The sequence below is a fragment of the Neisseria subflava genome, assembly GCF_005221305.1.
Taxonomy (GTDB): Bacteria; Pseudomonadota; Gammaproteobacteria; order Burkholderiales; family Neisseriaceae; genus Neisseria; species Neisseria subflava.
This window is the reverse complement of record NZ_CP039887.1, coordinates 1,582,073-1,606,901: the sequence shown is the minus strand read 5'-3', so window position 1 is coordinate 1,606,901 and position 24,829 is coordinate 1,582,073. Positions and strand designations below refer to the sequence as shown.

The 24,829-nt window shown below is 52.6% G+C and carries 26 protein-coding genes, 1 tRNA gene and 1 pseudogene; 11 read left to right on the top strand and 17 right to left on the bottom strand.

Going from position 1 to position 24,829, the window contains the following annotated elements; genetic code table 11:
* Position 1 precedes the first annotated feature (1 nt).
* Together FAH66_RS07770 and FAH66_RS07765 are read left to right on the top strand one after the other, a co-directional pair.
* A complete protein-coding gene (locus FAH66_RS07770) occupies positions 2-382 on the top strand; it encodes a putative zinc-binding protein (protein WP_107768672.1) in 381 nt (126 codons plus the stop codon).
* A gap of 42 nt (positions 383-424) precedes the next feature.
* The gene (locus FAH66_RS07765) at positions 425-1,225 is read left to right on the top strand and encodes a sulfite exporter TauE/SafE family protein (RefSeq protein ID WP_070459741.1); all 801 of its coding nucleotides are present in this window, start codon (positions 425-427) and stop codon (positions 1,223-1,225) included.
* Positions 1,226-1,296: 71 nt separating this feature from the next.
* Here FAH66_RS07765 and uvrD read toward each other — a convergent pair whose 3' ends face one another.
* Together uvrD and gap are read right to left on the bottom strand one after the other, a co-directional pair.
* Positions 1,297-3,504 carry a DNA helicase II gene (gene uvrD / locus FAH66_RS07760; protein WP_137041230.1) on the bottom strand — a complete coding sequence of 736 codons (2,208 nt, stop codon included), beginning with the start codon at positions 3,502-3,504 and terminating at the stop codon, positions 1,297-1,299.
* A gap of 100 nt (positions 3,505-3,604) precedes the next feature.
* The gene (gap, locus tag FAH66_RS07755; RefSeq protein WP_003682614.1) at positions 3,605-4,633 is read right to left on the bottom strand and encodes a type I glyceraldehyde-3-phosphate dehydrogenase; all 1,029 of its coding nucleotides are present in this window, start codon (positions 4,631-4,633) and stop codon (positions 3,605-3,607) included.
* A gap of 828 nt (positions 4,634-5,461) precedes the next feature.
* Between gap and FAH66_RS07750 the strand changes: the two genes are divergently transcribed.
* The 6 genes from FAH66_RS07750 to FAH66_RS07725 all read left to right on the top strand — a co-directional run bounded on the left by FAH66_RS07750 (position 5,462) and on the right by FAH66_RS07725 (position 10,624).
* The gene (locus FAH66_RS07750; protein ID WP_070749761.1) at positions 5,462-6,943 is read left to right on the top strand and encodes a sodium-dependent transporter; all 1,482 of its coding nucleotides are present in this window, start codon (positions 5,462-5,464) and stop codon (positions 6,941-6,943) included.
* Positions 6,943-7,035, top strand: a complete 93-nt coding sequence (locus FAH66_RS07745; RefSeq protein ID WP_036472778.1) for a methionine/alanine import family NSS transporter small subunit — start codon at positions 6,943-6,945, stop codon at positions 7,033-7,035. Before FAH66_RS07750 ends, FAH66_RS07745 begins: the two co-directional genes overlap by 1 nt.
* A 232-nt stretch (positions 7,036-7,267) precedes the next feature.
* Positions 7,268-8,740: a magnesium transporter gene (gene mgtE, locus FAH66_RS07740; protein WP_137041229.1), complete on the top strand. Its 1,473-nt coding sequence runs from the start codon at positions 7,268-7,270 to the stop codon at positions 8,738-8,740.
* Positions 8,741-8,862: 122 nt separating this feature from the next.
* On the top strand, positions 8,863-9,480 hold the full coding sequence (gene thiE / locus FAH66_RS07735) for a thiamine phosphate synthase (protein WP_137041228.1): 618 nt from the start codon (positions 8,863-8,865) through the stop codon (positions 9,478-9,480).
* A gap of 42 nt (positions 9,481-9,522) precedes the next feature.
* Positions 9,523-9,717 carry a sulfur carrier protein ThiS gene (thiS, locus tag FAH66_RS07730; protein WP_137041227.1) on the top strand — a complete coding sequence of 65 codons (195 nt, stop codon included), beginning with the start codon at positions 9,523-9,525 and terminating at the stop codon, positions 9,715-9,717.
* Positions 9,718-9,835: 118 nt separating this feature from the next.
* The gene (locus tag FAH66_RS07725) at positions 9,836-10,624 is read left to right on the top strand and encodes a thiazole synthase (RefSeq protein ID WP_049332237.1); all 789 of its coding nucleotides are present in this window, start codon (positions 9,836-9,838) and stop codon (positions 10,622-10,624) included.
* A 70-nt stretch (positions 10,625-10,694) separates the two neighbouring features.
* Here the strand turns inward: FAH66_RS07725 and FAH66_RS07720 are convergent, their stop codons facing one another.
* From FAH66_RS07720 to FAH66_RS07670, 11 genes are all read right to left on the bottom strand, one after another.
* On the bottom strand, positions 10,695-11,456 hold the full coding sequence (locus FAH66_RS07720; RefSeq protein ID WP_137041226.1) for a uracil-DNA glycosylase family protein: 762 nt from the start codon (positions 11,454-11,456) through the stop codon (positions 10,695-10,697).
* Complete coding sequence (gene rimI, locus FAH66_RS07715) at positions 11,450-11,893, bottom strand: ribosomal protein S18-alanine N-acetyltransferase (RefSeq protein WP_137041225.1); 444 nt, start codon at positions 11,891-11,893, stop codon at positions 11,450-11,452. The genes FAH66_RS07720 and rimI overlap by 7 nt, the downstream gene beginning before the upstream one ends.
* Positions 11,890-12,564, bottom strand: a complete 675-nt coding sequence (gene tsaB, locus FAH66_RS07710; protein WP_137041224.1) for a tRNA (adenosine(37)-N6)-threonylcarbamoyltransferase complex dimerization subunit type 1 TsaB — start codon at positions 12,562-12,564, stop codon at positions 11,890-11,892. Before tsaB ends, rimI begins: the two co-directional genes overlap by 4 nt.
* A 547-nt stretch (positions 12,565-13,111) precedes the next feature.
* Positions 13,112-13,786 (bottom strand): glutathione S-transferase family protein, encoded by a 675-nt coding sequence (locus FAH66_RS07705; RefSeq protein WP_137041223.1) that lies wholly within the window; start codon positions 13,784-13,786, stop codon positions 13,112-13,114.
* 8 nt (positions 13,787-13,794) lie between these two features.
* On the bottom strand, positions 13,795-14,190 hold the full coding sequence (locus FAH66_RS07700; protein ID WP_137041222.1) for a DarG family dialkylresorcinol biosynthesis protein: 396 nt from the start codon (positions 14,188-14,190) through the stop codon (positions 13,795-13,797).
* A complete protein-coding gene (locus FAH66_RS07695; protein ID WP_070749770.1) occupies positions 14,191-15,357 on the bottom strand; it encodes a beta-ketoacyl-ACP synthase III in 1,167 nt (388 codons plus the stop codon).
* A 19-nt stretch (positions 15,358-15,376) separates the two neighbouring features.
* Entirely contained in the window at positions 15,377-15,622 is a 246-nt protein-coding gene (locus FAH66_RS07690; protein ID WP_137041221.1) for a GNAT family N-acetyltransferase, read from the bottom strand.
* A gap of 115 nt (positions 15,623-15,737) precedes the next feature.
* On the bottom strand, positions 15,738-16,157 hold the full coding sequence (locus tag FAH66_RS07685; protein WP_049351226.1) for a nuclear transport factor 2 family protein: 420 nt from the start codon (positions 16,155-16,157) through the stop codon (positions 15,738-15,740).
* 37 nt (positions 16,158-16,194) lie between these two features.
* A complete protein-coding gene (locus FAH66_RS07680) occupies positions 16,195-17,103 on the bottom strand; it encodes a dialkylrecorsinol condensing enzyme (protein WP_137041220.1) in 909 nt (302 codons plus the stop codon).
* Between the two features lie 102 nt (positions 17,104-17,205).
* Positions 17,206-17,403 carry a hypothetical protein gene (locus tag FAH66_RS07675; RefSeq protein ID WP_137041219.1) on the bottom strand — a complete coding sequence of 66 codons (198 nt, stop codon included), beginning with the start codon at positions 17,401-17,403 and terminating at the stop codon, positions 17,206-17,208.
* 9 nt (positions 17,404-17,412) lie between these two features.
* Positions 17,413-17,488 (bottom strand) — tRNA-Phe (locus FAH66_RS07670).
* 204 nt (positions 17,489-17,692) lie between these two features.
* Here FAH66_RS07670 and FAH66_RS07665 point away from each other — a divergent pair.
* Complete coding sequence (locus FAH66_RS07665; RefSeq protein ID WP_137041622.1) at positions 17,693-18,253, top strand: hypothetical protein; 561 nt, start codon at positions 17,693-17,695, stop codon at positions 18,251-18,253.
* Positions 18,254-18,300: 47 nt separating this feature from the next.
* Here FAH66_RS07665 and coaD read toward each other — a convergent pair whose 3' ends face one another.
* The 3 genes from coaD to FAH66_RS07650 all read right to left on the bottom strand — a co-directional run bounded on the left by coaD (position 18,301) and on the right by FAH66_RS07650 (position 20,049).
* The gene (gene coaD, locus FAH66_RS07660) at positions 18,301-18,813 is read right to left on the bottom strand and encodes a pantetheine-phosphate adenylyltransferase (RefSeq protein ID WP_137041218.1); all 513 of its coding nucleotides are present in this window, start codon (positions 18,811-18,813) and stop codon (positions 18,301-18,303) included.
* 107 nt (positions 18,814-18,920) lie between these two features.
* Positions 18,921-19,607: a Bax inhibitor-1 family protein gene (locus FAH66_RS07655; RefSeq protein ID WP_137041217.1), complete on the bottom strand. Its 687-nt coding sequence runs from the start codon at positions 19,605-19,607 to the stop codon at positions 18,921-18,923.
* Between the two features lie 163 nt (positions 19,608-19,770).
* On the bottom strand, positions 19,771-20,049 hold the full coding sequence (locus FAH66_RS07650; protein ID WP_049328453.1) for an oxidative damage protection protein: 279 nt from the start codon (positions 20,047-20,049) through the stop codon (positions 19,771-19,773).
* Positions 20,050-20,178: 129 nt separating this feature from the next.
* Here FAH66_RS07650 and glnE point away from each other — a divergent pair, with 129 nt between their 5' ends.
* The gene (gene glnE / locus FAH66_RS07645; protein WP_137041216.1) at positions 20,179-22,863 is read left to right on the top strand and encodes a bifunctional [glutamate--ammonia ligase]-adenylyl-L-tyrosine phosphorylase/[glutamate--ammonia-ligase] adenylyltransferase; all 2,685 of its coding nucleotides are present in this window, start codon (positions 20,179-20,181) and stop codon (positions 22,861-22,863) included.
* 229 nt (positions 22,864-23,092) lie between these two features.
* Positions 23,093-23,257, top strand: a pseudogene (locus tag FAH66_RS11085) (IS1595 family transposase); the annotation flags it as partial.
* A 38-nt stretch (positions 23,258-23,295) separates the two neighbouring features.
* Here FAH66_RS11085 and FAH66_RS07635 read toward each other — a convergent pair.
* On the bottom strand, positions 23,296-24,723 hold the full coding sequence (locus tag FAH66_RS07635; RefSeq protein ID WP_049351622.1) for a TIGR00341 family protein: 1,428 nt from the start codon (positions 24,721-24,723) through the stop codon (positions 23,296-23,298).
* Between the last annotated feature and the right edge of the window lie 106 nt (positions 24,724-24,829).

The window sequence follows — 24,829 nt, the reverse complement described above, 5'->3', positions numbered from 1 at the left end:
AATGCCTAACCGCAATGAGCTTCCCTTAATTTATTCTTGTTCCGGATGTTCAGATGTGGCGCAGCTGGCCAACAACACAGCCGTGGCGCTCGACCATGCCGGAGAATTTGAAATGTCGTGCATTTCCGGCGTAGGCGGCAAAGTCGCGCCGTTGGTACGCAAAGCGCAGTCCGGACGGCCGATGTTGGTTATTGACGGCTGTCATCTGCATTGCGCTAAATCGTGTTTGGAAAATGTGGGCGTTGAAATCCCGGAAGGACATCATGTGAAACTATACGAACTGGGCTACAAAAAACGCTTTGGCAAAAGCTATGACGAAGCTACGGTAGAAGAAGTTTATCAATATGTTTTGACGAAGAAGAGCGATGTATTGAGCAGTTAATAACTTTTAATAACAAAGAATTTAATCAAGAGGAAACAATCCATGGAACAATTATTTATTCCCGGCAGTATTATTGCCGATTATTTTTATCTCGGCCTTTTCCTGCTGGTTGTCGCGTCTTTGATTGCGGGCTATGTCGATGCTATTGCGGGCGGAGCAGGGCTGATTTTGATTCCCGCATTTTTGATGGTAGGTTTACCGCCTCAGGTCGCGTTGGCACAGGAAAAATTGGTGAGTACCATCGGTACGGTGGCTGCGATTAAAAACTTTATGAAGAGCAGTTCGATCGTATGGCATATTGTGCCGGTTGGTATTGTTGCGGCTTTAATTGGGGCATTTGTCGGTGCAAAAGTCATTTTGATTCTTCCGGTGGAAACCATCAATTACATTATTCTTGCGTTTTTGCCCATAGGCTTGCTGGCAACTTTGTTCAAAGGCGTTTTGCTGAAAAAAGAAGACGAGCGTGGCGAGATAAAAAAATCCGTTATCGCCGTATTTTTAACTTGTCTGATTGTTGGTTTTTATGATGGTTTTTTCGGACCGGGCACGGGCAGTATTTTCATCATTGCTTTGTTTGTCATTAACAAATTGTCGTTGTTGCAGGCTTCGGCTACTTCCAAAATTTTCAATTTTGCTTCTAATATCGGGGCATTTGTTGCCTTCTTGATAGCAGGGAAAATGGCGTTCCTAATCGGAATCCCGATGATCTTGGCAAATTTGTTGGGCAATCATTTTGGCAGCCTCCATGCTATAAATTCAAACGGGGAAGTTATTCGTAAGGTTTTGGTCGTAACGGTTTTGCTGATTATCGTTTCAATGGCATATAAGGCTTTTTCGGCTTGATAGGTAGATGTTAATAAAAGGCCGTTTGAAAAATTTTCAGACGGCCTTTATCATTCCAAGCCTTCTAATTTCTACATCTCTTCCAATTTCGCAAACTTGGTATCCAGCTCTTTTACGCCCTGTTTGCCGAAGTTGATGGTCAGTCGGGCGGATTCGCCTTTGTCCACGGCATCGATGATGACGCCGGTGCCGAATTTGGCGTGGCGGACGTTTTGGCCGATGCGGAAGCCTGCGTAGGTTTGCGGCTGTTTGAAGTCTTCAATGATTTTGTCTTTGAATGTGGCGGTTTGGCGCGTGTTGCCGTAGCTGTCGTAGGCCGGTTTTTTGACGGACAGGTAGTGCAATACTTCGGGCGGGATTTCTTCGACGAAGCGGGAGACAATGCCGAATTGGGTTTGTCCGCGCAGCATGCGTTGTTGCGCCATGGTGATGTAGAGGCGTTTGCGGGCGCGGGTGATGGCGACGTACATGAGGCGGCGTTCTTCTTCGAGGCCGCCGCGTTCGGCAAGGCTCATTTCGCTGGGGAAGCGGCCTTCTTCCATGCCGGTGAGGAAGACGGCGTTGAATTCCAAGCCTTTGGCGGCGTGGACGGTCATGAGTTGGACGGCTTTTTCGCCTGCGCCTGCTTGGTTTTCGCCGGATTCGAGGGCGGCGTTGCTTAGGAAGGCGAGGATGGGGAAGGCGGGGTCGTCTGAAATGTTGTCGGGCAGGATTTCGAAGTTGCTGTCTTCGGGTTTGAACTCAATGGCGGCGTTGACGAGTTCGTCGAGGTTGTCGAGGCGGTCTTGGTTGCCGCCTTTTTGGGTTTTGTAGTGTTCGGTCAGTCCGCTGTCTTTGAGGATGCCGACGATGATTTCGTGCAGGGGCAGTTGTCCGACTTGGTTGCGCAGGGCTTCGATGAGGCGGACGAAGGCGGCGACTTTGGCGGTTTTTGCGCCGGCGTTGCAGGCTGCCTGCCAAAGGGTGATGCCTTGTTCGTTTGAGGCCGTCTGAAGGTTTTCGACGGTGCGTGCGCCGATGCCGCGCGGCGGGAAGTTGATGACGCGCAAGAGGGCGTTGTCGTCGTCGGGGTTGACGGCAAGGCGCAGGTAGGCGAGCGCGTGTTTGATTTCTTGGCGTTCGTAAAAGCGCAGTCCGCCGTAGATTTTGTAGGGGATGCCGCTGCGGAACAGGCTTTGTTCGATGACGCGGGATTGGGCGTTGCTGCGGTAGAGGACGGCGATTTCGTCCAAATCCCAGCCTTCGCGTTCAAGGGCTTTGGTTTCGTCCACGATGAATTGGGCTTCTTCGAGGTCGGTAAAGGCGGAGTAGTAGCGGATTTTGTCGCCTGCTTCGGCGTCGGTGCGCAGGTTTTTGCCGAGGCGTTCGTCGTTGTTTTCGATGACGGCGTTGGCGGCGGCGAGAATGTTGCCGACGGAGCGGTAGTTTTGTTCGAGTTTGACGGGCGCGTCGATGTGGAATTCTTCCATTAGCGCGGTCATGTTGCCGACGTTTGCGCCGCGGAAGCGGTAGATGCTTTGGTCGTCGTCGCCGACGGCAAAGACGGCGGCGTGGTTGCCGGCAATCAGTTTCAGCCATGCGTATTGCAGCTTGTTGGTGTCTTGGAACTCGTCAACCAGAATGTGGTTGAAGCGGTTTTGGTAGTGCTGGCGCAGGATTTCGTTGCTTTGCAGCATTTCGTAGCTGCGGAGCATGAGTTCGGCGAAATCGACCACGCCTTCGCGTTGGCAGATTTTGTCGTATTCGGCGTAGCACTCAATCATGCGGCGTGTGTGCGGATCGGGCGCGCTCAAGACGGAAGCGCGCAAGCCGGATTCTTTTTGTGCGTTGATAAAGCCTTGCAGCGAACGCGGCGCGATGATTTCTTCGGCGATGTTGAGGCTTTTGAGCAGGCGTTTGATCAGGGAAAGCTGGTCGCCACTGTCGAGGATTTGAAAGGAAGAGGGCAGGCCTGCGTCGCGGTGGTGCAGGCGCAAAAAGCGGTGGCACAGGCCGTGGAACGTGCCGAGCCACATGGCGCGGACGTTGACGGGAATCATCGCGCCCAAACGGGTCTGCATTTCTTTGGCGGCTTTGTTGGTAAACGTTACCGCCATAATGCTGTGTACGCTGGCTTGTCCGCTTTGCAAAAGCCAGGCGATACGCGTGGTCAGCACGCGCGTTTTGCCGCTGCCCGCGCCTGCCAAAACGAGGGCGGATTGCGGCGGCCAGGTTACGGCGGAGAGTTGTTCGGGGTTTAAGCCTTGCAGGAGGTTGGGGGCGGATTCGTTGGGAAACATGAAAAGGACGTCTGAAAATAAATGGGAATGCGATATTTTAAAGGAAATACAAAAGGCCGTCTGAAAAGATGTTTCAGACGGCCTTTGTGTTGGAAGCCGATTAGAACGGACGTACTTCCAAACCGAACATACGGCGCGCGGTGTTCAGCATTTGGCAGCTGAAGCCCCACTCGTTGTCGTACCATGCGAACACTTTAACCATTTTTCCTGCGGTGACTTTGGTCAGCGTAGAGTCAAATGTGCTGGCTTGGGTAGTGTGGTTGAAATCCATAGAAACCAGCGGCAGGGTATTGTAGGCCAATACGCCTTTCAGACGGCCTTCTTCGGACGCGGCTTTCATCAGCGCGTTGATTTCTTCGGCAGAAGTGTCGCGGCCTGCTTGGAAGCTCAGGTCAACCAGGGAAACGTTGACGGTCGGTACGCGGATGGCGAGGCCGTCGAGTTTGCCTTTCAGGTCCGGCAATACCAAACCGACGGCTTTTGCAGCACCGGTTTTGGTCGGAATCATGTTTTCCACGCCACTACGCGCACGGCGCAGGTCTTTGTGGCGTACGTCGGTTACGGTTTGGTCGTTGGTCAGCGCGTGGATGGTGGTCATCACGCCGTTTACGATACCGATGTTTTCGTTCAACACTTTGGCAACAGGTGCCAGGCAGTTGGTGGTACAAGACGCGTTGGAGATAACGGTCATGTCGTCGGTAATCACGTCGTCGTTTACGCCGTAAACGATGGTTGCGTCAACGTCATCGCCGCCGGGAGCGGAAATCAGCACTTTTTTCGCGCCGCTTTCCAAGTGGATTTTGGCTTTCTCTTTGCTGGTGAACGCACCGGTACATTCCATTACCAGGTCAACGCCCAATTCGCCCCATGGCAATTCGGCCGGGTTGCGGGTAGAGAAGTAAGGGATTTTTTTACCGTCGATGATGAGGTGTTTCTCATCGTGGGAAACTTCAGAGTTGAAGCGGCCGTGAACAGTGTCAAATTTGGTCAAGTGAGCATTGGTTTCGATGCTGCCGCTGGCATTGATGGCAACGATGTCGAGTTGGTCTTGCAGTTTGTAGTCAAAAATAGCGCGCACTACTTGGCGGCCGATACGGCCGTAGCCGTTGATGGCAACTTTGATACCCATGGCTTTTCCTCTTCTTTTGGGTTTGGGTTGTGGAGTGAATGGTGGCAATTATAGCAAAAATGTAGTGCTGTGTAATTAATGTTTTATTGAAATTTTTAGGTTTGATTATTTTTGATTGTAGATGATTAGAGTAGAAATACAGGTTTAAATTTATTGTTATTGTATATTTTTTGAAATTTTATTTTTTATTAATTCTGTTTTTAGTGTTTTATGCTCGTTTTAAATCATGGTAATGAAGAAAACGGGAAGAGGCGGATTGTTTTTGTTTATATTAAACAGAATTTGAGTGTGGCTTTTGATTACAACATACAACAGTGTAATTTTCAGACGGCCCGGGTTTGATGGAGCAAAAGTAAAAGGCCGTCTGAACATTTTTGATGACATGGAATTTAAACGTCTTGGATTCCTGCTCTTCCTTGCCGGATAAGGGGGCGGTTTTTAGCAAAGGGGAAATGGTCGGAGCAAGGGAGGGGGAAAACGGAGGGGTTGTGCGGTGTTTGGGGTTATATAAATTAAGTGTATGAAGGTTTTAGTCGTAGTGTATGAAGATTTTGCTTGTGATTTAAATTCAATACTGACTTGCCAACAGTGTTAAATTTTTTTACGATAAGGTCAGATTATGTTTGCATGGCCATAAGCGGTGCATCCTCTATACCGGATATTATCCTTGTCCGAATATCTACTTTAACCGACCGGCTTGTCCGGCCTGATTCCTAAATATATACGCGCAAGGCTGAACGGCCTTGGCGACACTCGACTTTTAAGAGGTTCATCGTGTCAAATTCTCAATCCAGCGAACGCGCGACGTTTAGCAGTCGCCGCGCCTTTATGTTTGCTGCCATCGGCTCGGCCGTGGGCTTAGGCAACATTTGGCGATTCCCTTACATCGCTTTCGACAACGGCGGCGGTGCTTTCATCCTCCCTTACTTGGTTGCGCTGTTGACGGCAGGTATTCCACTGTTGCTGCTCGACTATGCCATCGGCCACCGTTACCGCGGTTCGCCTCCTTTGGCTTTCCGTCGCCTCGGCCGTTTGTTTGAGCCGATGGGTTGGTGGAACTTCCTGACCAACGTCATCATCTGTATCTACTACGCCGTGATTGTCGGCTGGGCGGCAAGCTATGCCTATTATTCTTTGACTTCGGCATGGGGTGCGGATCCGCAGACCTTCTTCTTCAAAGACTTCCTGCAAATGGCCGATGCCAAAGACTTGGGTTTGGATTTTGTCGGCAAAGTTGCCGGCCCGCTGATTGCCGTCTGGGTGTTTACGCTGGCGATTATGGCTTTGGGCGTACAAAAAGGCGTGGCCGGTGCATCCACATTCTTCATGCCTTTGTTGGTGGTGATGTTTGTCATCATGGTGGGCATTGCCCTGACTCTGCCGGGTGCGGCAAAAGGTTTGGACGCTTTGTTTACGCCTGACTGGAGCCGTTTGGCAGATCCGAAAGTCTGGGTAGCCGCATATGGCCAGATTTTCTTCTCGCTCTCCATCTGCTTCGGCATTATGATTACTTATTCTTCTTACCTGAAGAAAAAAACCGATTTGGGCGGCACAGGCTTGGTTGTCGGCTTTGCCAACAGCAGCTTTGAGTTGCTCGCCGGTATCGGCGTATTCGCAGCATTGGGCTTTATGGCGCACGCGGCAGGCAAGGAAGTCAGCGAAGTGGCATCCAGCGGTATCGGCTTGGCGTTTATCGCGTTCCCGACCATCATCAACCAAGCCCCTATGGGCGCGTTGATCGGCGTGTTGTTCTTTGGCTCGCTGGTGTTTGCCGGTGTAACTTCCATGATTTCCATCGTTGAAGTGATTGTGGCTGCAATTCAAGACAAAATGAACATCGGCCGTGTCAGCGCAACGTTGATTGCAGGCGTGCCAATGGCGATTATTTCTACCTTGCTGTTCGGTACGACCACCGGCCTGCCTGTGTTGGACGTATTGGATAAATTCATCAATACCTACGGCATTGTGGCTTCTGGTTTTGTTTACGTTCTGGCGATTGTCCTGTTGCACAAGCTGCCGGAACTGCGCAATCACTTGAACGCGCTGTCTTCTATCCGTGTCGGTAAAGTTTGGACTGCCAGCGTGGTGGTTACCGTCGCTATGCTCGGCTATATGCTTTATCAAGATACCGCCGGCCTCTTAAAAGAGAATTACAGCGGCTATCCTGACAGCTTCCTCAATATCTTCGGTTGGGGCATGGTCGGCGCTCTCTTGGTATTGTCTGTCCTGCTATCGTTCTTGCCGTGGAAACATGGTCAGAACTTCAACGTCAAAGACGAACATGAACACGAACGTGAAGGAGACGAATAATGAGTACTTCAGCCATTATTATGATGCTTGTCGCATTGATCGTCATTTGGGGCGGATTCATCGTCTCCGTCCTGCGCCTGCCTAAAGAATAAGGTTTGAGCAAATGAAAAGGCCGTCTGAAATTTAAATTTCAGACGGCCTTTCCCGTTAAAAATGGTAAAACGGCCTAAAAAAGAGTAGAATATGCACCGTTTACAACTCTGTGCCTCTCAGTAGGCTTGAATTATGGACCTTCCCAGTTCGCCTTTGAACTTCCCATCTGATACACAACAACAATAATCATCCCGCCGAAATGCCTTCCCGCGTCCGGCGGGCGGAGCATTTATGAGCATCGAACAAACCCCTCCGAATCTCGACAATACCCCCGACAATGATGTGGTAGAAGACCGCATTTCTGACGATCGCATCTCTGACGATATCGACCGCATCCACGCCTTATGCGAAATCCTCGAGCCGTCCTTTGAACAAATCGAAGCCGGTGTGCCGATTGAAGACGAAAGCCTGCGCGACAAGTTTACCGAGCTGACCGTCCTCTTGGCCGAGTTACACCCTGCCGACGTGGCCGCCGTCTTGGAATCCCTGCCACCGCGCGAGCGTAACATCGTTTGGCTTTTGGTTGCTCCTGAAGACGACGGCGAAGTCTTGCTGGAAGTATCCGACTCCGTGCGCGAAATGCTGATCGAGTCCATGGACAAAGACGAGCTGTTGGCCGCCGTCGATGATTTGGACGCAGACGAATTGGCAGAACTGGCAGACGACTTGCCGCACCAAGTGGTGTACGAAGCACTGCAAACGCGTGATGAAGAAGAGCGCGAGCAGGTCAAAGCGGCGATGTCTTACGCAGACAACCAAGTCGGCGCGATTATGGACTTTGAATTGGTCAGCATCCGCGCCGATGTGACGTGTGAGGTCGTGTTGCGTTACTTGCGCCGTTTCGACAGCCTGCCCGACCATACCGACAAGATTTTCGTGGTCGATGAAAACGATGTGTTGCAAGGCGTGCTGCCCATTCGCAAACTCTTGGTCGCCGACCCTGAAGACATGGTGGCAGACGTGATGGCCACCGAAGTCGTGCGCTTCCGTCCGGAAGACGACGTGGAAGAAGCGGCGCAGGCGTTTGAACGTTATGACTTGGTAACTGCGCCGGTTGTCGATGAAAACAAAAAGCTGATCGGCAGGATCACCATTGACGAAATGGTGGACGTGATCCGTGAAGAATCGGAAGCGGATATGTTGAACATGGCGGGTTTGCAGGAAGAGGAAGACTTGTTCGCGCCCGTCTGGGATTCGGTGAAAAACCGCTGGATGTGGCTCGCCATCAACCTGTGTACCGCCTTTATCGCCAGCCGCGTGATTGGTGCATTTGAAGGCAGTATCGAGAAAATCGTCGCACTGGCCGCACTGATGCCCATCGTCGCCGGTATCGGCGGCAACTCCGGCAACCAAACCATCACCATGATCGTCCGCGCCATGGCGATGGGGCAAATGACCAGCACACAGGCAGGCCGCCTGTTGAAAAAAGAAATCGGCGTTGCCCTCGTCAACGGCATTATTTGGGGCACGGTAATGGGCGTGATTTCATGGCTGCTCTATGGCAACATCGGCATCGGTTTGGTCATGGTGGCCGCGATGACCTTGAACCTTTTGCTTGCCGCAACCGTCGGCGTCCTTATCCCCGTCATGATGGACAAAGCCGGACGCGACCCGGCATTGGGCAGCTCAGTGCTGATTACCGCGGTAACCGACTCCGGCGGCTTCCTGATTTTCTTGGGATTGGCGACTGTATTCCTGTTGTAATAGGAAAAAAGGACGTGTTCGATACGTCCTTTTCAAACCGTTTAAAAGGCCGTCTGAAAACAAATATTATTCAGACGGCCTTTCTGATAATATAACAACGAATTATTCCTTTCGGAGCCGTCATGACCTTCCCGCCACTCAAATCCCCCCTGAAATTTTACGCCGTCGTTCCCACTGCCGACTGGGTCGAGCGCATGGTCAAAGCAGGTGCCGACACGGTGCAACTGCGTTGCAAAACCTTGCATGGCGACGAGTTGAAACGCGAAATCGAACGTTGCGTCGCAGCCTGCCAAAACAGTGCAACCCAGCTTTTCATCAACGACCACTGGCGTGAAGCGATTGCCGCAGGTGCATACGGCGTACATCTCGGGCAGGAGGATATGGACACCGCCGACCTCGCCGCTATCGCCGCCGCTGGTTTGCGCTTGGGTTTGAGTACGCACTCCGTCGCCGAACTCGACCGCGCTTTGTCCGTACACCCCAGCTATGTGGCCAGCGGCGCGATTTTCCCGACTACGACCAAACAAATGCCCACCGCCCCGCAAGGTTTGGACAAACTGCGCGAATACGTCAGACAGGCACGCGGCACGCCCGTCGTTGCCATTGGCGGCATCGATTTGAACAATGCCGAAGATGTGCTGGCCACCGGCGTTTCCTCACTCGCCGTCGTCCGCGCCGTGACCGAAGCGGAAAATCCCGAAGCGGTGGTTAAAGCGTTTCAGGCTTTGTGGAATGAATAAGGCCGTCTGAAAATAAGAAGTCTGACAAGAGGAGCAAACATCATGAAGATTATATTGAACAATGAAACCATCACATTAAACGGCACAACCGTTGCCGACCTCATCGCTCAAACCGCGCCGCAAAAACCGTTTGCCGTAGCGGTGAATACCGGATTTGTCGCCAAAGGCGCGTATGCGGAAACGGTTTTGAACGAAAACGACAAAGTGGACATTGTTCGCCCCGTAGTCGGCGGATAAGCGTTTTGTAATCAACAGGTTGGGCATTCGCCCCCGAATTTTGCCTGTTTGAATATCGGGCAGGGTTGCCCGATTGCCTTATGCTTAAAATCTAAAAAACAATACAAAGGAATCCATCATGTTTACCCTATATGGAGAAACTTTCCCTTCACGGCTGCTGCTTGGTACGGCTGCTTATCCGACGCCGGAAATCCTCAAGCAGTCTGTCCAAATCGCGCAACCGGCGATGATTACCGTTTCATTGCGTCGTGCCGGCAGCGGCGGCGAAGCGCACGGGCAGGGTTTTTGGTCGTTGTTGGAGGAAATGGGCGTGCCTGTGTTGCCCAATACCGCAGGCTGTCAAAGCGTGCAAGAAGCTGTGACCACTGCGCAAATGGCGCGTGAAGTGTTTGATACTGATTGGATCAAGCTCGAGCTCATCGGCGATGATGACACGTTGCAGCCCGATGTATTCCAACTGGTCGAAGCGGCGGAAATCCTGATTAAAGACGGCTTCAAAGTGCTGCCTTATTGCACCGAGGATTTGATTGCCTGCCGCCGACTGCTTGACGCAGGCTGTCAGGCGTTGATGCCGTGGGCGGCACCGATTGGCACGGGTCTGGGCGCGGTTCATGCTTATGCGCTGAAAGTCCTGCGCGAACGCCTGCCCGACACGCCGTTGATTATTGATGCGGGTTTGGGTTTGCCTTCGCAGGCGGCGCAAGTGATGGAATGGGGCTTTGACGGCGTGCTGCTGAATACCGCCGTTTCCCGCAGCGGCGATCCGGTCAATATGGCACGCGCTTTTGCGCTTGCGGTCGAGTCGGGCCGTCTGGCTTATGAGGCGGAACCTGTGGAGGCGCGTGAGAAAGCGCGCGCCAGTACGCCGACGGTGGGTCAGCCTTTCTGGCATTCGGCAGAATATTGATAAACATTAGGGCGTGTCGAACACGCCCTTTTTTGTTGGTGAAAACTTGATTTCAGGTTGAACAGAATGTTCAGACGGCCTTGGCCAAAAGCTGTCTCAATGGCTTTAAGATTTGCCATGCCTGCGCTTTGAGTTGCGGCTGCATCAGCAGGCGGGCGGGATGGGGAATGACGAAATGCGGCCGCTCTGCGCACAATTCGTTCATCAACCCGATCATGTCGGGGCTGTCAAAGATTTTGCCGAGAAATAAGACTGCGCGCGCTTGCGAAGCGGTCAGCTCGTTTTGCATTTCGGCAAGCTCGGAGCGGATGTGTTCGGCATCGGGCAGGGCGGTAAACACAGGCGCGGTTTTAACCCATGCGGTTTTATGCGCTTGCTCGGGCTTGAGGCCGATGGCGGCGAGGATATTATCGAGAAGCATGCCGACGTCGCCGCTAAACAGCGTACCGTGCAGGCTGTCTTCGGTGGACGGGCAAATGCTGACCACCATGATTTCAGACGACCTGATGGTTACGTCAAGACGGGGCAGATTGTCTGAATGCGCGGCTTTTTCTGTTTTTGCCGTTGTTTCGGCAATGGCTTTGGGTGCTGCTTCGGGAACGCGGACAGCAGGTTTAGCCGTTTGCGCAGTGGCAATGGCGGCAGTGCGTGCTTGATGTGCACCAGCCGATAAAGTACGCACGGCTTGCGCGGTATCGGCAGCAATGGCTTTGGGGCGGACGGGTGCGGCTGCGGCTTGAGGTGCGGCATGGATGATTTTGGCGTTTTGGTTCAGCCACATCGGGCCCAAGCCCAAGGCTTCGTGCAGGTGCAGGTAGCGGCTGCTTAACATGATTTCTCCATCAATACGGCGTCTTCGCTGCCACCGTCGGGCAGGGCGTAGTAGTTTTTGCGGCGGCCGCAGGTTTGGAAGCCGTGTTTGCGGTAGAGCTGTTGCGCGGTTTCATTGCTTGCGCGGACTTCGAGCAGCAATCGGGTTGCGCCTTGCTGTTGCACTGCGTTTTGCCAGTGTTGCAACAGGACGGACGCAATGCCTTGGCGGCGGTATTCGGGCGCGACGGCAATCAGGTGCAGCTCGGATTCGTCAAACACGGTTTGCCACACGATAAAGCCGGTAATTTGGTGGTCTGCCTGGCTGAGCCAAACGCTGTCAGGATGGTGTTGAACGGCTGATTCAAACTGCTGCGCCGTCCACGGCGAAGGATTGCCTTGGGCGTCGATGGCGGCAAGGGTGGGGCAGTCGGCAAGTACGGCTGGACGCAGGTTCACGGTTTGGCCTTTTGTTGGGCTTGCTCTTGCGCGGTCAGGGCAATTTTGTTGCGGACGTAGAGCAGCTCGGCGTGTGCCGCGTCAGTAGCAAGATAGTGGCTGCTGCGGGCAAGTTTAAGATAGTCGGTGGCGGTCGGCATATCGGCTTGACCGTCAAAAGGCGGTTTGTCGGCGAGGGCAAAGGCGTTACCGATGCCGCCGCTAGGCGTTTTGCCTTCGGGCGTGGCAATAGAGGCGGCTTTGCCAACCGTGTAATCGCTCAAGCGGACGTGGTTTTGCGTATCAAACCATGCGTAGAACACTTCGCCCATGCGCGCATCGGTGGCCGCCAGTACGCAACTGGATGGCGGCAGCAGCGAAGCGGTGGCATCGAGGCAGGGAATGCCGATCATGGGCGTGTCAAACGGCGTGGCCAAACCTTGTGCAACCGCCGCGCCGATACGCAGGCCGGTAAATGCGCCGGGGCCTTGTGCATAAACGATGCAGCCCAAATCGGCGGCAGTAATGCCTGCTTCTTTAAAGAGGCGCTCGATTTGCGGCAGGATTTGTTCGGATTGCTTGGTGCCGACGTTTTCGTGAAACAGGCGGATTTCGCCTTGATGTTCCAATGCAATGGACAGAAAGGATGTGCTGGTGTCGATGGCAAGAGTCGGGCGGTTGTCGGTTGGCATGGTGTTTGTCCGTGTTATGTTCGGGCGCTATGGTGGTAGTGGAAAAAAGGTCGTCTGAAATATTATATTTTCAGACGACCTTTTTCTTATTTTAAAGATTTTTTGGTCAGTAGAATACCCAATCCGACTGTATGTGCGTAGTTAAATATGGCTGCTATAAAGAGTTTATCCATATTGTTATCCTCCTTTCTACTCGATATTGGAGTTGCTAATAAGCTATTTTCGATAAATTTCCCCATGATGATGGATACTGAAAATAATAAAACGAAGCTTAATCCTTCTTCTGTATAAATCAGATTTATTTTACTAACCTCAATGTTGCCTATTGATCAAAAAACCCTTAAAAATTCTTGGTATTATAGCAGAAATTGCACCATAATACAAATGGTTTTTAAGTTTGAGTGAGAAAGTTTAATAAGCTGTGTAAGTAGCAAAGAGGAACAAAGCACTCGGGCGGCGCTTGGGTAAAAATGCCGTTTGCTGCAAAGCTATTCGATAAGTGAACCAAGGTTTCAGGCCGTCTGAAAACGTTTCAGACGGCCTTGTTTTATTTGTCGAGTTTCAATAAAGGCGAACCTGCTTTTTCAACGGCGCGGCGGTAGGCTTCATGCGCTTCGATGCGTTGTAAATAAGTGCGGATATTGGGGTAGTCGGCAAAATCGAAGCGGTCGGCTGCGGCTTGCAGCGGATAGCTCATCATGATGTCGGCACCACTGAGGCTGTTGCCGACCAACCATTTGCGGTTTTCCAATTCGCTGTTGATGTGGGCAAGATGCAGCGCGGCTTGCGGATGGATAAAGCTGCTTTTGATGCTGCCGCTGATTTTGCGGGCAATCGGTTTGACGAAAAACGGCATGGGCGCGCTTTCAATCCGGCGGAACACCAGTCCGAGCAGTAATAACGGCATCAGCGAACCTTCTGCATAATGCAGCCAGCGTTGATATTGCCAGTATTCGCGGCTGCCGCGTTCGGGCATCAGACGGCCGTTGCCGTAGGTTTGAATCAGATAGTCGGTAATCGCGCCGCTTTCCGCCAAGATAAAGCCGTCATCGTCCAATAAAGGCGATTTGCCCAAGGGATGGATGGCTTTGAGTTCGTCAGGGGCGAGCAAAGTGTCGGGATGACGGCGGTAGGTTTGCAGGTGGTAGGGCGTACCGAGGATTTCAAGCAGCCAAACAATGCGCAGGGCGCGGGATTGGTCTAGCGAATGCAGGGTAATCATGAGGGGCTTTAAATATCGGTTTGTTTGAGGCCGTCTATGCTGATTTGGCAGGCATCGGCGTATTTTTGTAGGGTTTTGGCCGGTAATTTGGCGAACACTTCGGGGCGGAAATGCCGACGCAGCTGCCATTTCCATACGCCTGCCGCCATGGCCAAGCCGGTTTCATCATAACGGCAGCGGAACATATGGTAGTACAGCGGCGAATATTCGCCTTTTTCGACGGCTTCGCGCGCGGCCTGCGTTTGGGCATCGAGTTCGCACACTGCCATTTCGGTGGCGTAGGCTTCGTCCTGCCAACCGTTGCTGGTGGCCGCTTCGTAGTGGCCGTCGCGGGTGCCGTAGATGACTTTACGGTGGCCGTGGTAGCTGGTGCTGTTGTCTTGAGGGATGTCGTCAATCTTCATTCAGACGGCCTTTACTGCTTCCAAAAGCATGAAACATGTTGAAAAACGGCCGCTTTCCGGAACGTAACACAGGATTTTTTGGCCGTGTTCGATGGGGAAAGTGCGCAAAAATTCTTCAAGGATGATGTAAATCGAGGCCGAACCCGTGTTGCCCTTGCTGTGCAGATTGGTAAACCATTTTTCCTGCGGAATGTCGAAGCCGATATTTTTCAGGCCGTCTGAAAGGCGGTCGCGGAAAAAGCCGGAAGAGTAGTGTGGCAGGAACCAATCGATTTCTTCGGCGCGGATGCCGTGTTTGGCGGCGATTTGGGAGAGGGGTTTTTCCACTGTATAGCGGACGATATTTTCGTTCAGCAGTTTGACGTCTTGTTTGACCGCCATCAGGCTGTGGCGGCGGCCGTAATCGGCATCGGCGTGTTTCCAGCCTTCAAATACGCCGTCGCGGAATTCTGCGCCGGCATACATGCAGGGCGGCATTTCGTTGGCGTAGGAAAGCAGGTCTATCCAATGGATTTTCAGGCTGAGGCCGTCTGAATTGGGGCGGTCGGACAGATACACCGCGCCTGCGCCGTCAGACAGCATCCAGCGCAAAAAGTCTTTTTCAAACCCGATTTCGGGGGACGCGTTTTCCAGTTTTTTATGGTCGGTTTCGCTTTGGAACACTTCGCCGCGCATGACCGCCGAGGCGTTTTCGGAAGCAACGGAAACTGCATGTGCGTGTTCGCCGGTGCGCACAGCGTTGTAGGCGTGTTTCATCGCCGCCATACCTGCCGCGCATACGCCTGCCATGCTGAACACTTCGCAAGGCGGCATATCCAGCAAACCATGCACCATCACGCCGTGTCCGGGCATGGTTTGGTCGGGATAGGAAGTGGCGCACGCTAGGCTGCCGATGGCTTCGGCAGGAACGCCTTGGGCAAATAAGCCATTGACCGCTTCGGCAGCTAACTCGGCATTGGTATGCGTCGTGCGTCGGCTTTCGGGGTCGATGGCGTAATGGCGCGACAAAATGCCGTTGGAACGCAAAATCATACGGCGCACGCGTGAAGGCACATCGCCTGCCATGCCGAGGACGGCTTCCATTTCGTCATTACCGACGGGGGCATTGGGCAAGAAGGCAGAAACGCGGTTGAGATAAACGTCTTTGAGTGTGTTATTCGATGTCATGATGTGTTTGTCAAAATAATCAACCGATAAACCGCGCCGCGTAGTCGCAGCTTGCAGTCAACGGGATGTGGTGTGTTTCGGCGTATTCCATCAGCGCGCTCACCAGCAGTTTGGCAATGCCGCGATGACGGAAGTTGGGCGAGACCACGGTATGGTTTATGTCCCAGCCGCCGTTGTGTTCGGTATAGCTGATGTAGCCTGCTTCCAAACCGTCAATATCGATTTGAAAGCGACGGCGTTCGGGGTAGTGGATAACTTCGGGCATGGAGTGCTTTCTGTATTTGAGGCCGTCTGAAAAGCAAGACTGTCGTCGGCCGTTGCTGCAAAACATTTTGGTCGTTTTCAGACGGCCTCTGCCAACGTCGGTGCGGCTTCCGGCGTCAAGCCTTAACCGCTTTGGCGAGTGCCGAAGCTGTCAGCATCTGCGTGCCGAACCAGCCCCAATAAATGCGGTGGTGCTTGATTTTGCCGCCTTCCAGTCGCATCACTTCCAAAATATCCACCTGATCGCCGTCGGGCGTCTGGCGCGGGTATTCCCACACCAGCGTATCGCCCGCAACGAAATAGCGGCCGTCCCGATACCAGCGCACCAAATCGTTGGGACGGCGGCGCGTACCTTCCTGTAAAAAACGCAGGATTTCGGCCTTGCCGCACAGGATGCCGCTGTCGGTATTCATAATTGCGGGCACCAGCGGGCTTTCAAATACGGCGTCGTCGGCATACAGCGCAATCAGCGCGTCGGTGTCGCGGTTTTTGGCATATTCGTGCCAGTCGCGGTAAATGCGTTCAAAATCGTCCATATACAGTCTCCTTACAGGTTGCCGCCCGCAATCCGATTCATCCGCCGGAAGGTTGGCCGTAATAATCCGCCAGTTTTTTCAGACGGCCTTTGAGCAGCGGATGCAGCAGTTTTTTCAAAATCACGCTGACAGGTAAAACCACCAAAATCATCGCCAATAAAAATACGATGTAGAAGCACAGCAGCGCACGGCGCAAAAGCGGGGAAATATGGCCTGCCGCCATCAAAAGCTTGCCCCAGACGAAGAAGCTGCGACCGGCAGCGCGTTCACTGAAAATCAGTTTTTCATTGACTGCCACTGCGCCCATGTTTTGAAACAGGGTTTCGTCCAAAGGTTGTTGGTTCAATAGTGTATCGCGCAATTTCGTACCAAACCGCGCCGCATCCGCCAATTCTTCTTCAGCAATGCCGGCGGAGGGCAGAGAGCGGAAATAGCGCTTGTCGCCGGTCAGCATCCATGCGGGCGTGGTAATGAAACTAGCCGCGCTGTTGCAGGCATCGATTTTTACGATGTTGCCGATGAGTTTGGCGCCGTTTTGTTTCAGCAAAGATTTCATTTTTTCCTGCGCGCCCAGCCACATATTGCGGCAGCCGATAAGCGTGATGACCGGTTTGCCGTCCAGCAGCCGGCGCGTTTCTTCACGTTGCAAAAAGGCGGTCATCGGTTGCGAAGGAGAGAGGAACCAAACGGTGTAGGCAATGACCACCACATCGTAATCTTCGGATGGAATTTGCGGCGGCAGAATCGGGGCGGGTTTTAAATGGACGGTTTCAGGAAAGGTATCGAAAAAACGCCAAAACGGCCACGGAAACGGAAATGCCTGCTCCGGTACGATATTGACGCAATCGACCTGTACGCCAGCTGTTTGCAACGGCGCGGCAAAATTTCGCGCCAGGCTGGAGAGCTGCCCCGTTTGCGAGTAATGCACAATCAGCACTTTTTTCATTATCTTCCCTGCAATGAGTAAGTTATGGTTGGTTTGGACGGTATTATATAGTAAACCGACCGGCCTTGAACTTTATTCATATTCAGTATGTTCGCGTAGGTTTCAGCCGATTCGGATGGAAGCGCCGTATTCTGTCGGAATGGGGCGGTAAAGCGGATTTTTATGCCATGCCAACATGAACAAAGGCCGTCTGAAAATTTTCAGACGGCCTTGTGTGGAAATCGGGACGCATGGTCTGGAACGGGATTTGCGCTTAAAGCATACGTTCAAATCGTATAGATAAAAAAATAACCGCTTCAAGGCGGTTGGTGGTGGCCAGAGGCGGAATCGAACCGCCGACACACGGATTTTCAATCCGTTGCTCTACCAACTGAGCTATCTGGCCTTCGCATGTTTCGTTGCGAGATGTGAATTAAACCAAATTTCGTTGCCTTGTGCAAGCGTTTGTAGGCTTTATTTTTGAGGCGGTAAATTAAGATTTTGTTTTGTATTGAATTATTTTTCGTTTTAATTGGCGGTTTTTAGGTTTGCCGGTTTGATTTTCAGACGGCCTAAGATACAATCGGCTTTTTTGCTTTGGATTTATGCCATGCTGTATGTGTTTGTTCGTGATATGTGGGATGTTCTGCGTTTGCGCTATCGTTCGCCGGAGACGTATTTGTATTCGCCTTTGGTGATGGCGGCGGTGTTGCTGCTGTTGGGCGTGGTAAACGCGGCCAGCATGTCGCCTTTGTTTGGCAGTGGCGCGGCGGCAGTGTGCCTGTCGGTGATTTTGGTGATTGTGAAATGGTTGGTGTTGAGCCGCTCGATGCGCAAGGTGCTGCATTATTACGGTGCGCCCCAGCTGCCTTTGTGGGGCTTTATTTTGGTGTCTGAGGCTTTGCTACTGCCGCTGTTGCTGGTGTTGTATGTGCCGGCGTTGGCTGCGTTTGCGCTGCTGTGGCAGGCTTGGGTTTTTGTGGTGCAGGTACGCGGTTTGATGTGGATGGGAAATGCAACGGTAGGCCGTGTTTTGGTGGGCTATCTGTTGTATGGTATCGGCGTGCTGTGTGTGGGTACGGTGATTTTGATGCTGTTTATTGCCGCCGGTTGGTTGGACATGGAAACGTTGAATCAAAACCTGCAGGTGTTGATGTCCGCCCGTAAATAATCAATGGAAATTGGAAGGCCGTCTGAAATGTTCAGACGGCCTTTGTTTTATGTGTTTGTTTCGTGGTCTTGCAGGATTTTTTGATAGACGGGGTCGGGGAGGTAGCGGCCTATCATGTCGCGCCAGCCTTGTGGGCCGACCAAGCCTTTGACCATGGTGGAGGACACTTCGGCTATTTCGCGCGGCGGCATCAGGAAGACGGTGGAGATTTCGGGGGCGATGTCGCTGTTGATGTAGCGCATCGAGCGTTCGTATTCGTAGTCGGCGGAGGAACGGATGCCGCGGACGATGAAATTGGCGTTGGCTTCGCGGGCGTAATCGACCAAAAAGCGGTTTTCAAACACGCTGATGCGGACGTTGGGGAAGGGGTGGGTAATGGCATCGAGCATAGCGCGGCGTTCTTCTATGGTGTAGGTGTTGCGCTTTTCTGGATTGGTGCCGATGGCGACGATGAGTTCGTCAAAGAGGGATTGGGCTTCCTGTATCATCCACAGGTGGCCGAGGGTGGGAGGGTCGAAGCTGCCTGCGTACACGGCACGGCGCGGAGTGGTCGTGGTCATTTGGGGTTGGGAATGGGGTTTGTGTGGCGTTCAGGATAGGGGAGTTTGCCGGTGATGTCAAAAATCAAAAAGGCCGTCTGAAATTTCAGACGGCCTTTGCGGCTTTATCAGTCGTCACCGCTAATAGAGATGAGGATTCTCAAGAGGCTGCTGAAAATGTTGTAGATGGAGATGAAGATGGTCAGCGCTGCGCTGATGTGGCTGTCTTCACCGCCGTCGATAACGGTACGCACCTGCCACATAATCATCAGGGAACTGAAGACAACGAAGCCGGCCGCGATGGTCAGGCTCAGGGCAGGGATGTTGAGGAAGATGTTGGCCACAACGGCAATCATGAGTACGATCGCACCGGCACCGAGGAAGCTGCCGAGTTTGTTCATGTTCATTGTGGTGCGGCGTGCCATAGCGGACATGGTGAAGAATACACCGGCGGTCATGGCGGCGGCCGTACCGACGATTTGCGCGCCGTTGTTAATCGCTAAGGCGTATTGCAACATAGGGCTGATGGCAAGGCCCATGCCGAAAGTGAAGATCATCAACAGGACTACGCCGACGTTGCTGTAACGGTTTTTCTCGATCAGGAAGGTCATGCCGTAGAAGAAGCCGAAGAAGGCGGCCAGGGCAACATAGTATGAACCGAACATGGCGAAAATGTTAAAGCCTGTTTTGGCGGAAAAGAACGCGCCGGCAACGGCAGGAATGAAAGACAGGCCGAGCAGGCGGTAGGTTTTTTGCAGGACGGTATTTTTGGCAACCGAGCCTTGCGAGGTATAGTCGTAAACGTCGTTTTGCATGGCGTTTGCTCCAGTGTGGATTGGAAATGAATGAAATTTGGATTTTAACAGAGAATCATGGGTTTGTATGATTTATCTGTTCTATTTGCCTAATATGCGGGGCAATCGGGAATTTTAAAGGCCGTCTGAAAATCGGGTTTCAGACGGCCTTGGTGTTTAATGCTTATTTAGTAGGCTCTTGCGGAACATAGCCTTGTACGGCATCTGCGCCGTCGCCGAAGAAGTATTGTTCCATCTGCTGAGCGAGGTATTCGCGTGCGCGCGGATCGGCAAGACTTAAGCGGTTTTCGTTGATCAGCATGGTTTGGTGACGGGTCCAAGCCATCCATGCTTCTTGGGAAACGTTTTCAAAAATGCGTTTGCCCAATTCGTTGGGCAGCGGCGGAAATTTCATGCCTTCGGCTTCTTTGCCGAGTTTGACGCAGTGAACCATACGGGTCATGGCGGTTTCCTTATGTGGGGGTTGTAAAGGTTGGTATTTTAGCCGATTGCACGGATAGGGGAAAGCGTGGGTTTCAGACGGCCTGAAACCTTGCTATGATGGTCTTTTCTGTTTATTCAGGCAAAGATTATGAACCGCCTCGATACTGCTCGCCGTTATTCTCTTTTTCTCGCCCGCAACCTTGATTCCGGCAAACTCAAGCCCGAAATCTTCCTGCCCATGCTGGACAAGGTGTTGACTGAATCTGATTTTCAAGCTTTTGCCGATTGGGACAAAATCCGCGCGGAAGAAAACGAGGAAGAATTGGCGCGGCAGTTGCGCGAGTTGCGCCGTTATGTCGTGTCGCAGATTATCGTGCGCGATATCAACCGCATCAGCGATTTGAACGAAGTAACCCGCACGATTACGCTATTTGCCGATTTTGCCGTCAATACCGCATTGGACTTTTCCTACGCCTATTATCAGGACATGTACGGCACGCCGATCGGGCGTTATACCAAATCGCCGCAACATTTGAGCGTGGTGGCGATGGGCAAGGCGGGCGGCTATGAGTTGAACGTGTCTTCCGACATCGATTTGATTTTCATCTATCCCGAATCGGGCGACACCGACGGCAGGCGCGAACGGGGCAATCAGGAGTTTTTCACCAAAGTCGGGCAGAAACTGATTGCGCTGCTGAACGACATTACCGCCGACGGACAGGTGTTCCGCGTCGATATGCGGCTGCGGCCGGACGGCGATTCGGGCGCGCTGGTATTAAGCGAAACCGCGCTGGAGCAATACCTGATTACGCAGGGGCGCGAATGGGAACGCTACGCGTGGTGCAAAGGCCGTGTAGTTACGCCGTATCCGAACGACATCAAATCGCTGGTGCGCCCTTTCGTATTCCGCAAATATCTGGATTACAGCGCGTATGAAGCAATGCGCAACCTGCACCGCCAAATCCGCAGCGAGGTCAGCAAAAAAGGCATGGCGGACAACATCAAACTCGGCGCGGGCGGCATCCGCGAAGTCGAATTTATCGCCCAGATTTTTCAGATGATACGCGGCGGCCAAATGCGTGCGCTGCAATTGAAAGGCACGCAGGAAACGCTGAAGAAACTTGCCGAACTGGGCATCATGCCGTCTGAAAACGTTGAAACCCTGCTTGCCGCCTACCGCTTCCTGCGCGATGTCGAACACCGCCTGCAATACTGGGACGACCAGCAAACCCAAACCCTGCCCACCTCGCCCGAACAGCAGCAACTGCTCGCCGAAAGCATGGGGTTCGACAGCTACGCCGCCTTTTCAGACGACCTCAACGTTCATCGAAACAAAGTCAATCAGTTGTTCAACGAAATTTTGAGCGAACCCGAAGAGCAAACACAGGACAACAGCGAATGGCAATGGGCATGGCAGGATAAACCCGACGAAGAAGAGCGGCAAGGCCGTCTGAAAGAACACGGGTTCGATGCCGAAACCATCGCCGCAAGGCTCGACCAAATCCGAAACGGCCATAAATACCGCCATCTTTCCGTACACGCCCAGCCGCGTTTTGACGCGATTGTGCCGTTGTTGGTACAGGCGGCGGCCGAGCAACCTAATCCGACCGATACATTAATGCGGCTGTTTGACTTCCTCGAAAACATCAGCCGCCGCTCCGCCTATCTCGCTTTCCTCAACGAACATCCGCAAACCTTGGCGCAACTGGCAGAGATTATGAGCCAAAGCTCATGGGTGGCGGCGTATCTGAGCAAATATCCGATTCTGCTGGACGAACTCATCAGCGCGCAGCTTTTGGATACCGCGTTCGACTGGCAAACCCTCGCCGCCGCCCTTTCAAACGACCTCAAAGCCTGCGGCGGCGACACCGAAGCGCAAATGGACACACTGCGCCATTTCCAACATGCCCAAGTCTTCCGCCTCGCCGTTCAGGACCTTGCCGGATTGTGGACGGTAGAATCACTTTCCGACCAGCTCTCCGCCTTGGCCGACACCATCCTCGCCGCCGCCCTGCCGTGCGTGTGGGCGGATATGCCCAAAAAACACCGCGACACGCCGCAATTCGCCATCATCGGCTACGGCAAACTGGGCGGTAAAGAGCTCAGCTATTCCTCCGACCTTGATTTGGTCTATCTTTATGACGACCCACACTCCGACGCAGGCGACGTATACAGCCGCCTCGCCCGCCGCCTGACCAACTGGCTTTCCGCCGCCACCGGCGCAGGCAGCCTCTACGAAACCGACCTGCGCCTGCGCCCCAACGGCGACGCCGGCTTCCTCGCCCACAGCATCGCCGCCTTCGAAAAATACCAGCGCGAAAACGCATGGACGTGGGAACACCAATCCCTCACCCGCGCCCGCTTCATCTGCGGCACACCCGGAATTCAGACGGCCTTCGACCGCATCCGCACCGAAATCCTCACCGCCGAGCGCGACCAAACCGCCTTGGCAGACGAAATCATCGAAATGCGCGAAAAAATGTTCCCCACCCATCCGCCGGTTGACAGCAACGTCAAATACGCGCGCGGCGGCGTGGTTGACGTCGAATTTATCGTCCAATACCTCATCCTTGTCCATGCCCGCCGATATCCGCAACTCTTGGACAACTACGGCAACATCGCCCTGTTGAACATCGCCGCCGACTGCGGCCTCATCGACAAAACCCTCGCAGAACAAAGCCGCACCGCCTACCGCTTCTACCGCCAGCAGCAACACAATACCAAACTGCGCGATGCCAAAAAAACCGAAGTAACGGACGAATTGCTGACCCACTACGGCAATGTGCGAAAACTATGGCAGGAAGTATTCGGAGCAGAAGTGAAGTTCGGATAAGTAGCCATTTATCCGATTAAGGCATACTTTCGGACAAAAAAAATGTTGTTTGGTGAACCTAATAAAAAGGCCGTCTGAAACTTTTCAGACGGCCTTTTATGGTATTTATTCTTCTTCCTCTTCCTGTTCTGCCTCTGCAGGTTTTTCAAGGAAGTTGCCTGCCAACCACAGTAAAGCGCCACTCCGTAATGCCTGCTTTAATCCATAGGGCGGTATCTTCGACCCATTCGTAAATCCAGGCCAAAACTTTTGGTACCGCGTTCATATAATTCAAACCGAATGCCAAATCGATCGCAAATCTTTTCCGCTGTTCTTGAAAGAATGCGAATTTCGGTTTAACTTCGGCATACCGTCTCAACGGTTTAAAATCCTGCGGGATTGGTGTCGAATTTAGAGCTAATCTACGTTAGCCCCAAATATTTTGGAGAATGGCTATTTGTCCAAAACTTTAGCATTGACTAACAAGCGCACCGCTGTACCTTCATAACGCTGGTTCAACCACGCCTGTAAGCGTTCGTGATCTTTGGCAGGCAGAGGCTCCTTAAATTCGAGCGAGACCACGACAATATCGTTACTTATGTCTGCCTGTTTGTTTTGACTGCTTTCAGGCTGCTCCTGTGTAGTGGGTGCCGTTTGCGCTTTCTCCCAAACCAAGCCACGTCCGACAACGATTTTTTCCGCTTCCGGATATTGGGCTTTTAATTCCTTGAGTACCGCAGCATCGTCAGCACCGGCAGTTTTACCTGCAAGCACGGTATCTATGTAGGCTTGTTGCTCTTTCAACTCATTTTGCTGCTGCGCCGAGTTGTTTCGGCTTGCCAGCAATTCTTCGATTTTAGCATCGTCCCCTCCCGCATAGACCACGTTGACCTTCGGCGCTTTCACACCTGACACTTCAAGGCTCTTCACCAATAAGGCAGAAATTTTCTCAGCATTGCCCGTTCCGTTGACAATCAGACCGACCATATTTTCTCTGTGGTTCAAAATCTTACGCAGCACGAAAAAACCTTCCTGTTGCTGTGCGGTGGCAATGGCGGAATTGGCTTTGGTGTTGAAGATCTCCTGACGCACCAGTCCTGATGCCATATAGCCGCTCGGAATCATCACAGCCAGTACGACGGCGGTAATAATGATACTTTGCAACCGGCGTTTAGATTCCGTTACCAACCCCCTGCGCGGCAGCTTGAGCAGCTTGGAAAACAACAAGGTCGAAAAAGCGATGAACACGCAGTTGATGGCAAACAGATAAAAAGCGCCGAAAAAATATTGCCAGTTGCCATGAGCCAGTCCGTAGCCCGCGGTACACAGTGGCGGCATCAATGCGGTCGCAATCGCCACACCCGGTATGGCATTGCCTCCTTCTTTTCGGGTCTGCGCCACAATGCCCGCACTACCGCCGAAGAAGGCAATCAACACATCCCAAAGAGTCGGCTGAGTACGCGCCAAAAGCTCACTTTGCGCCTCTTTAAGCGGGGTTAACAGGAAATACAACGTAGCGGTAATCAAGCTGATGACGACAAATATAATAATATTGCGTGCCGCTTGGCGGATCAGCGTAGTATCGCCGACCGCCAAACCATAACCCATACCGACTATCGGCCCCATCAACGGCGAAATCAACATTGCGCCGATCACTACCGCCGTGCTGTTGACATTCAGACCGATACTCGCCACAGCAATGGCAAATATCAATACCCACATATTGGTTCCGGACACCCGAGTATTGGCACGAATGACGGAATCGATTTTGTCAGGATGAGCTTGGTCATGTGCAAGATTGAACACATCTTGCAACTTGGTCATGGCAACGTTGTCTGCTACTTCCTGTTTTTTACTATTTTCTTGTTCTAGTTCTTGCATGTTCTTACCTTTATGCCGAGGATAAATAAAGTACTGCCCAAGCTTTTCATCATTATTCCTTATAAAATCAAATGGGTGCATCAAAGCCAATCAACAGGTGCAATGA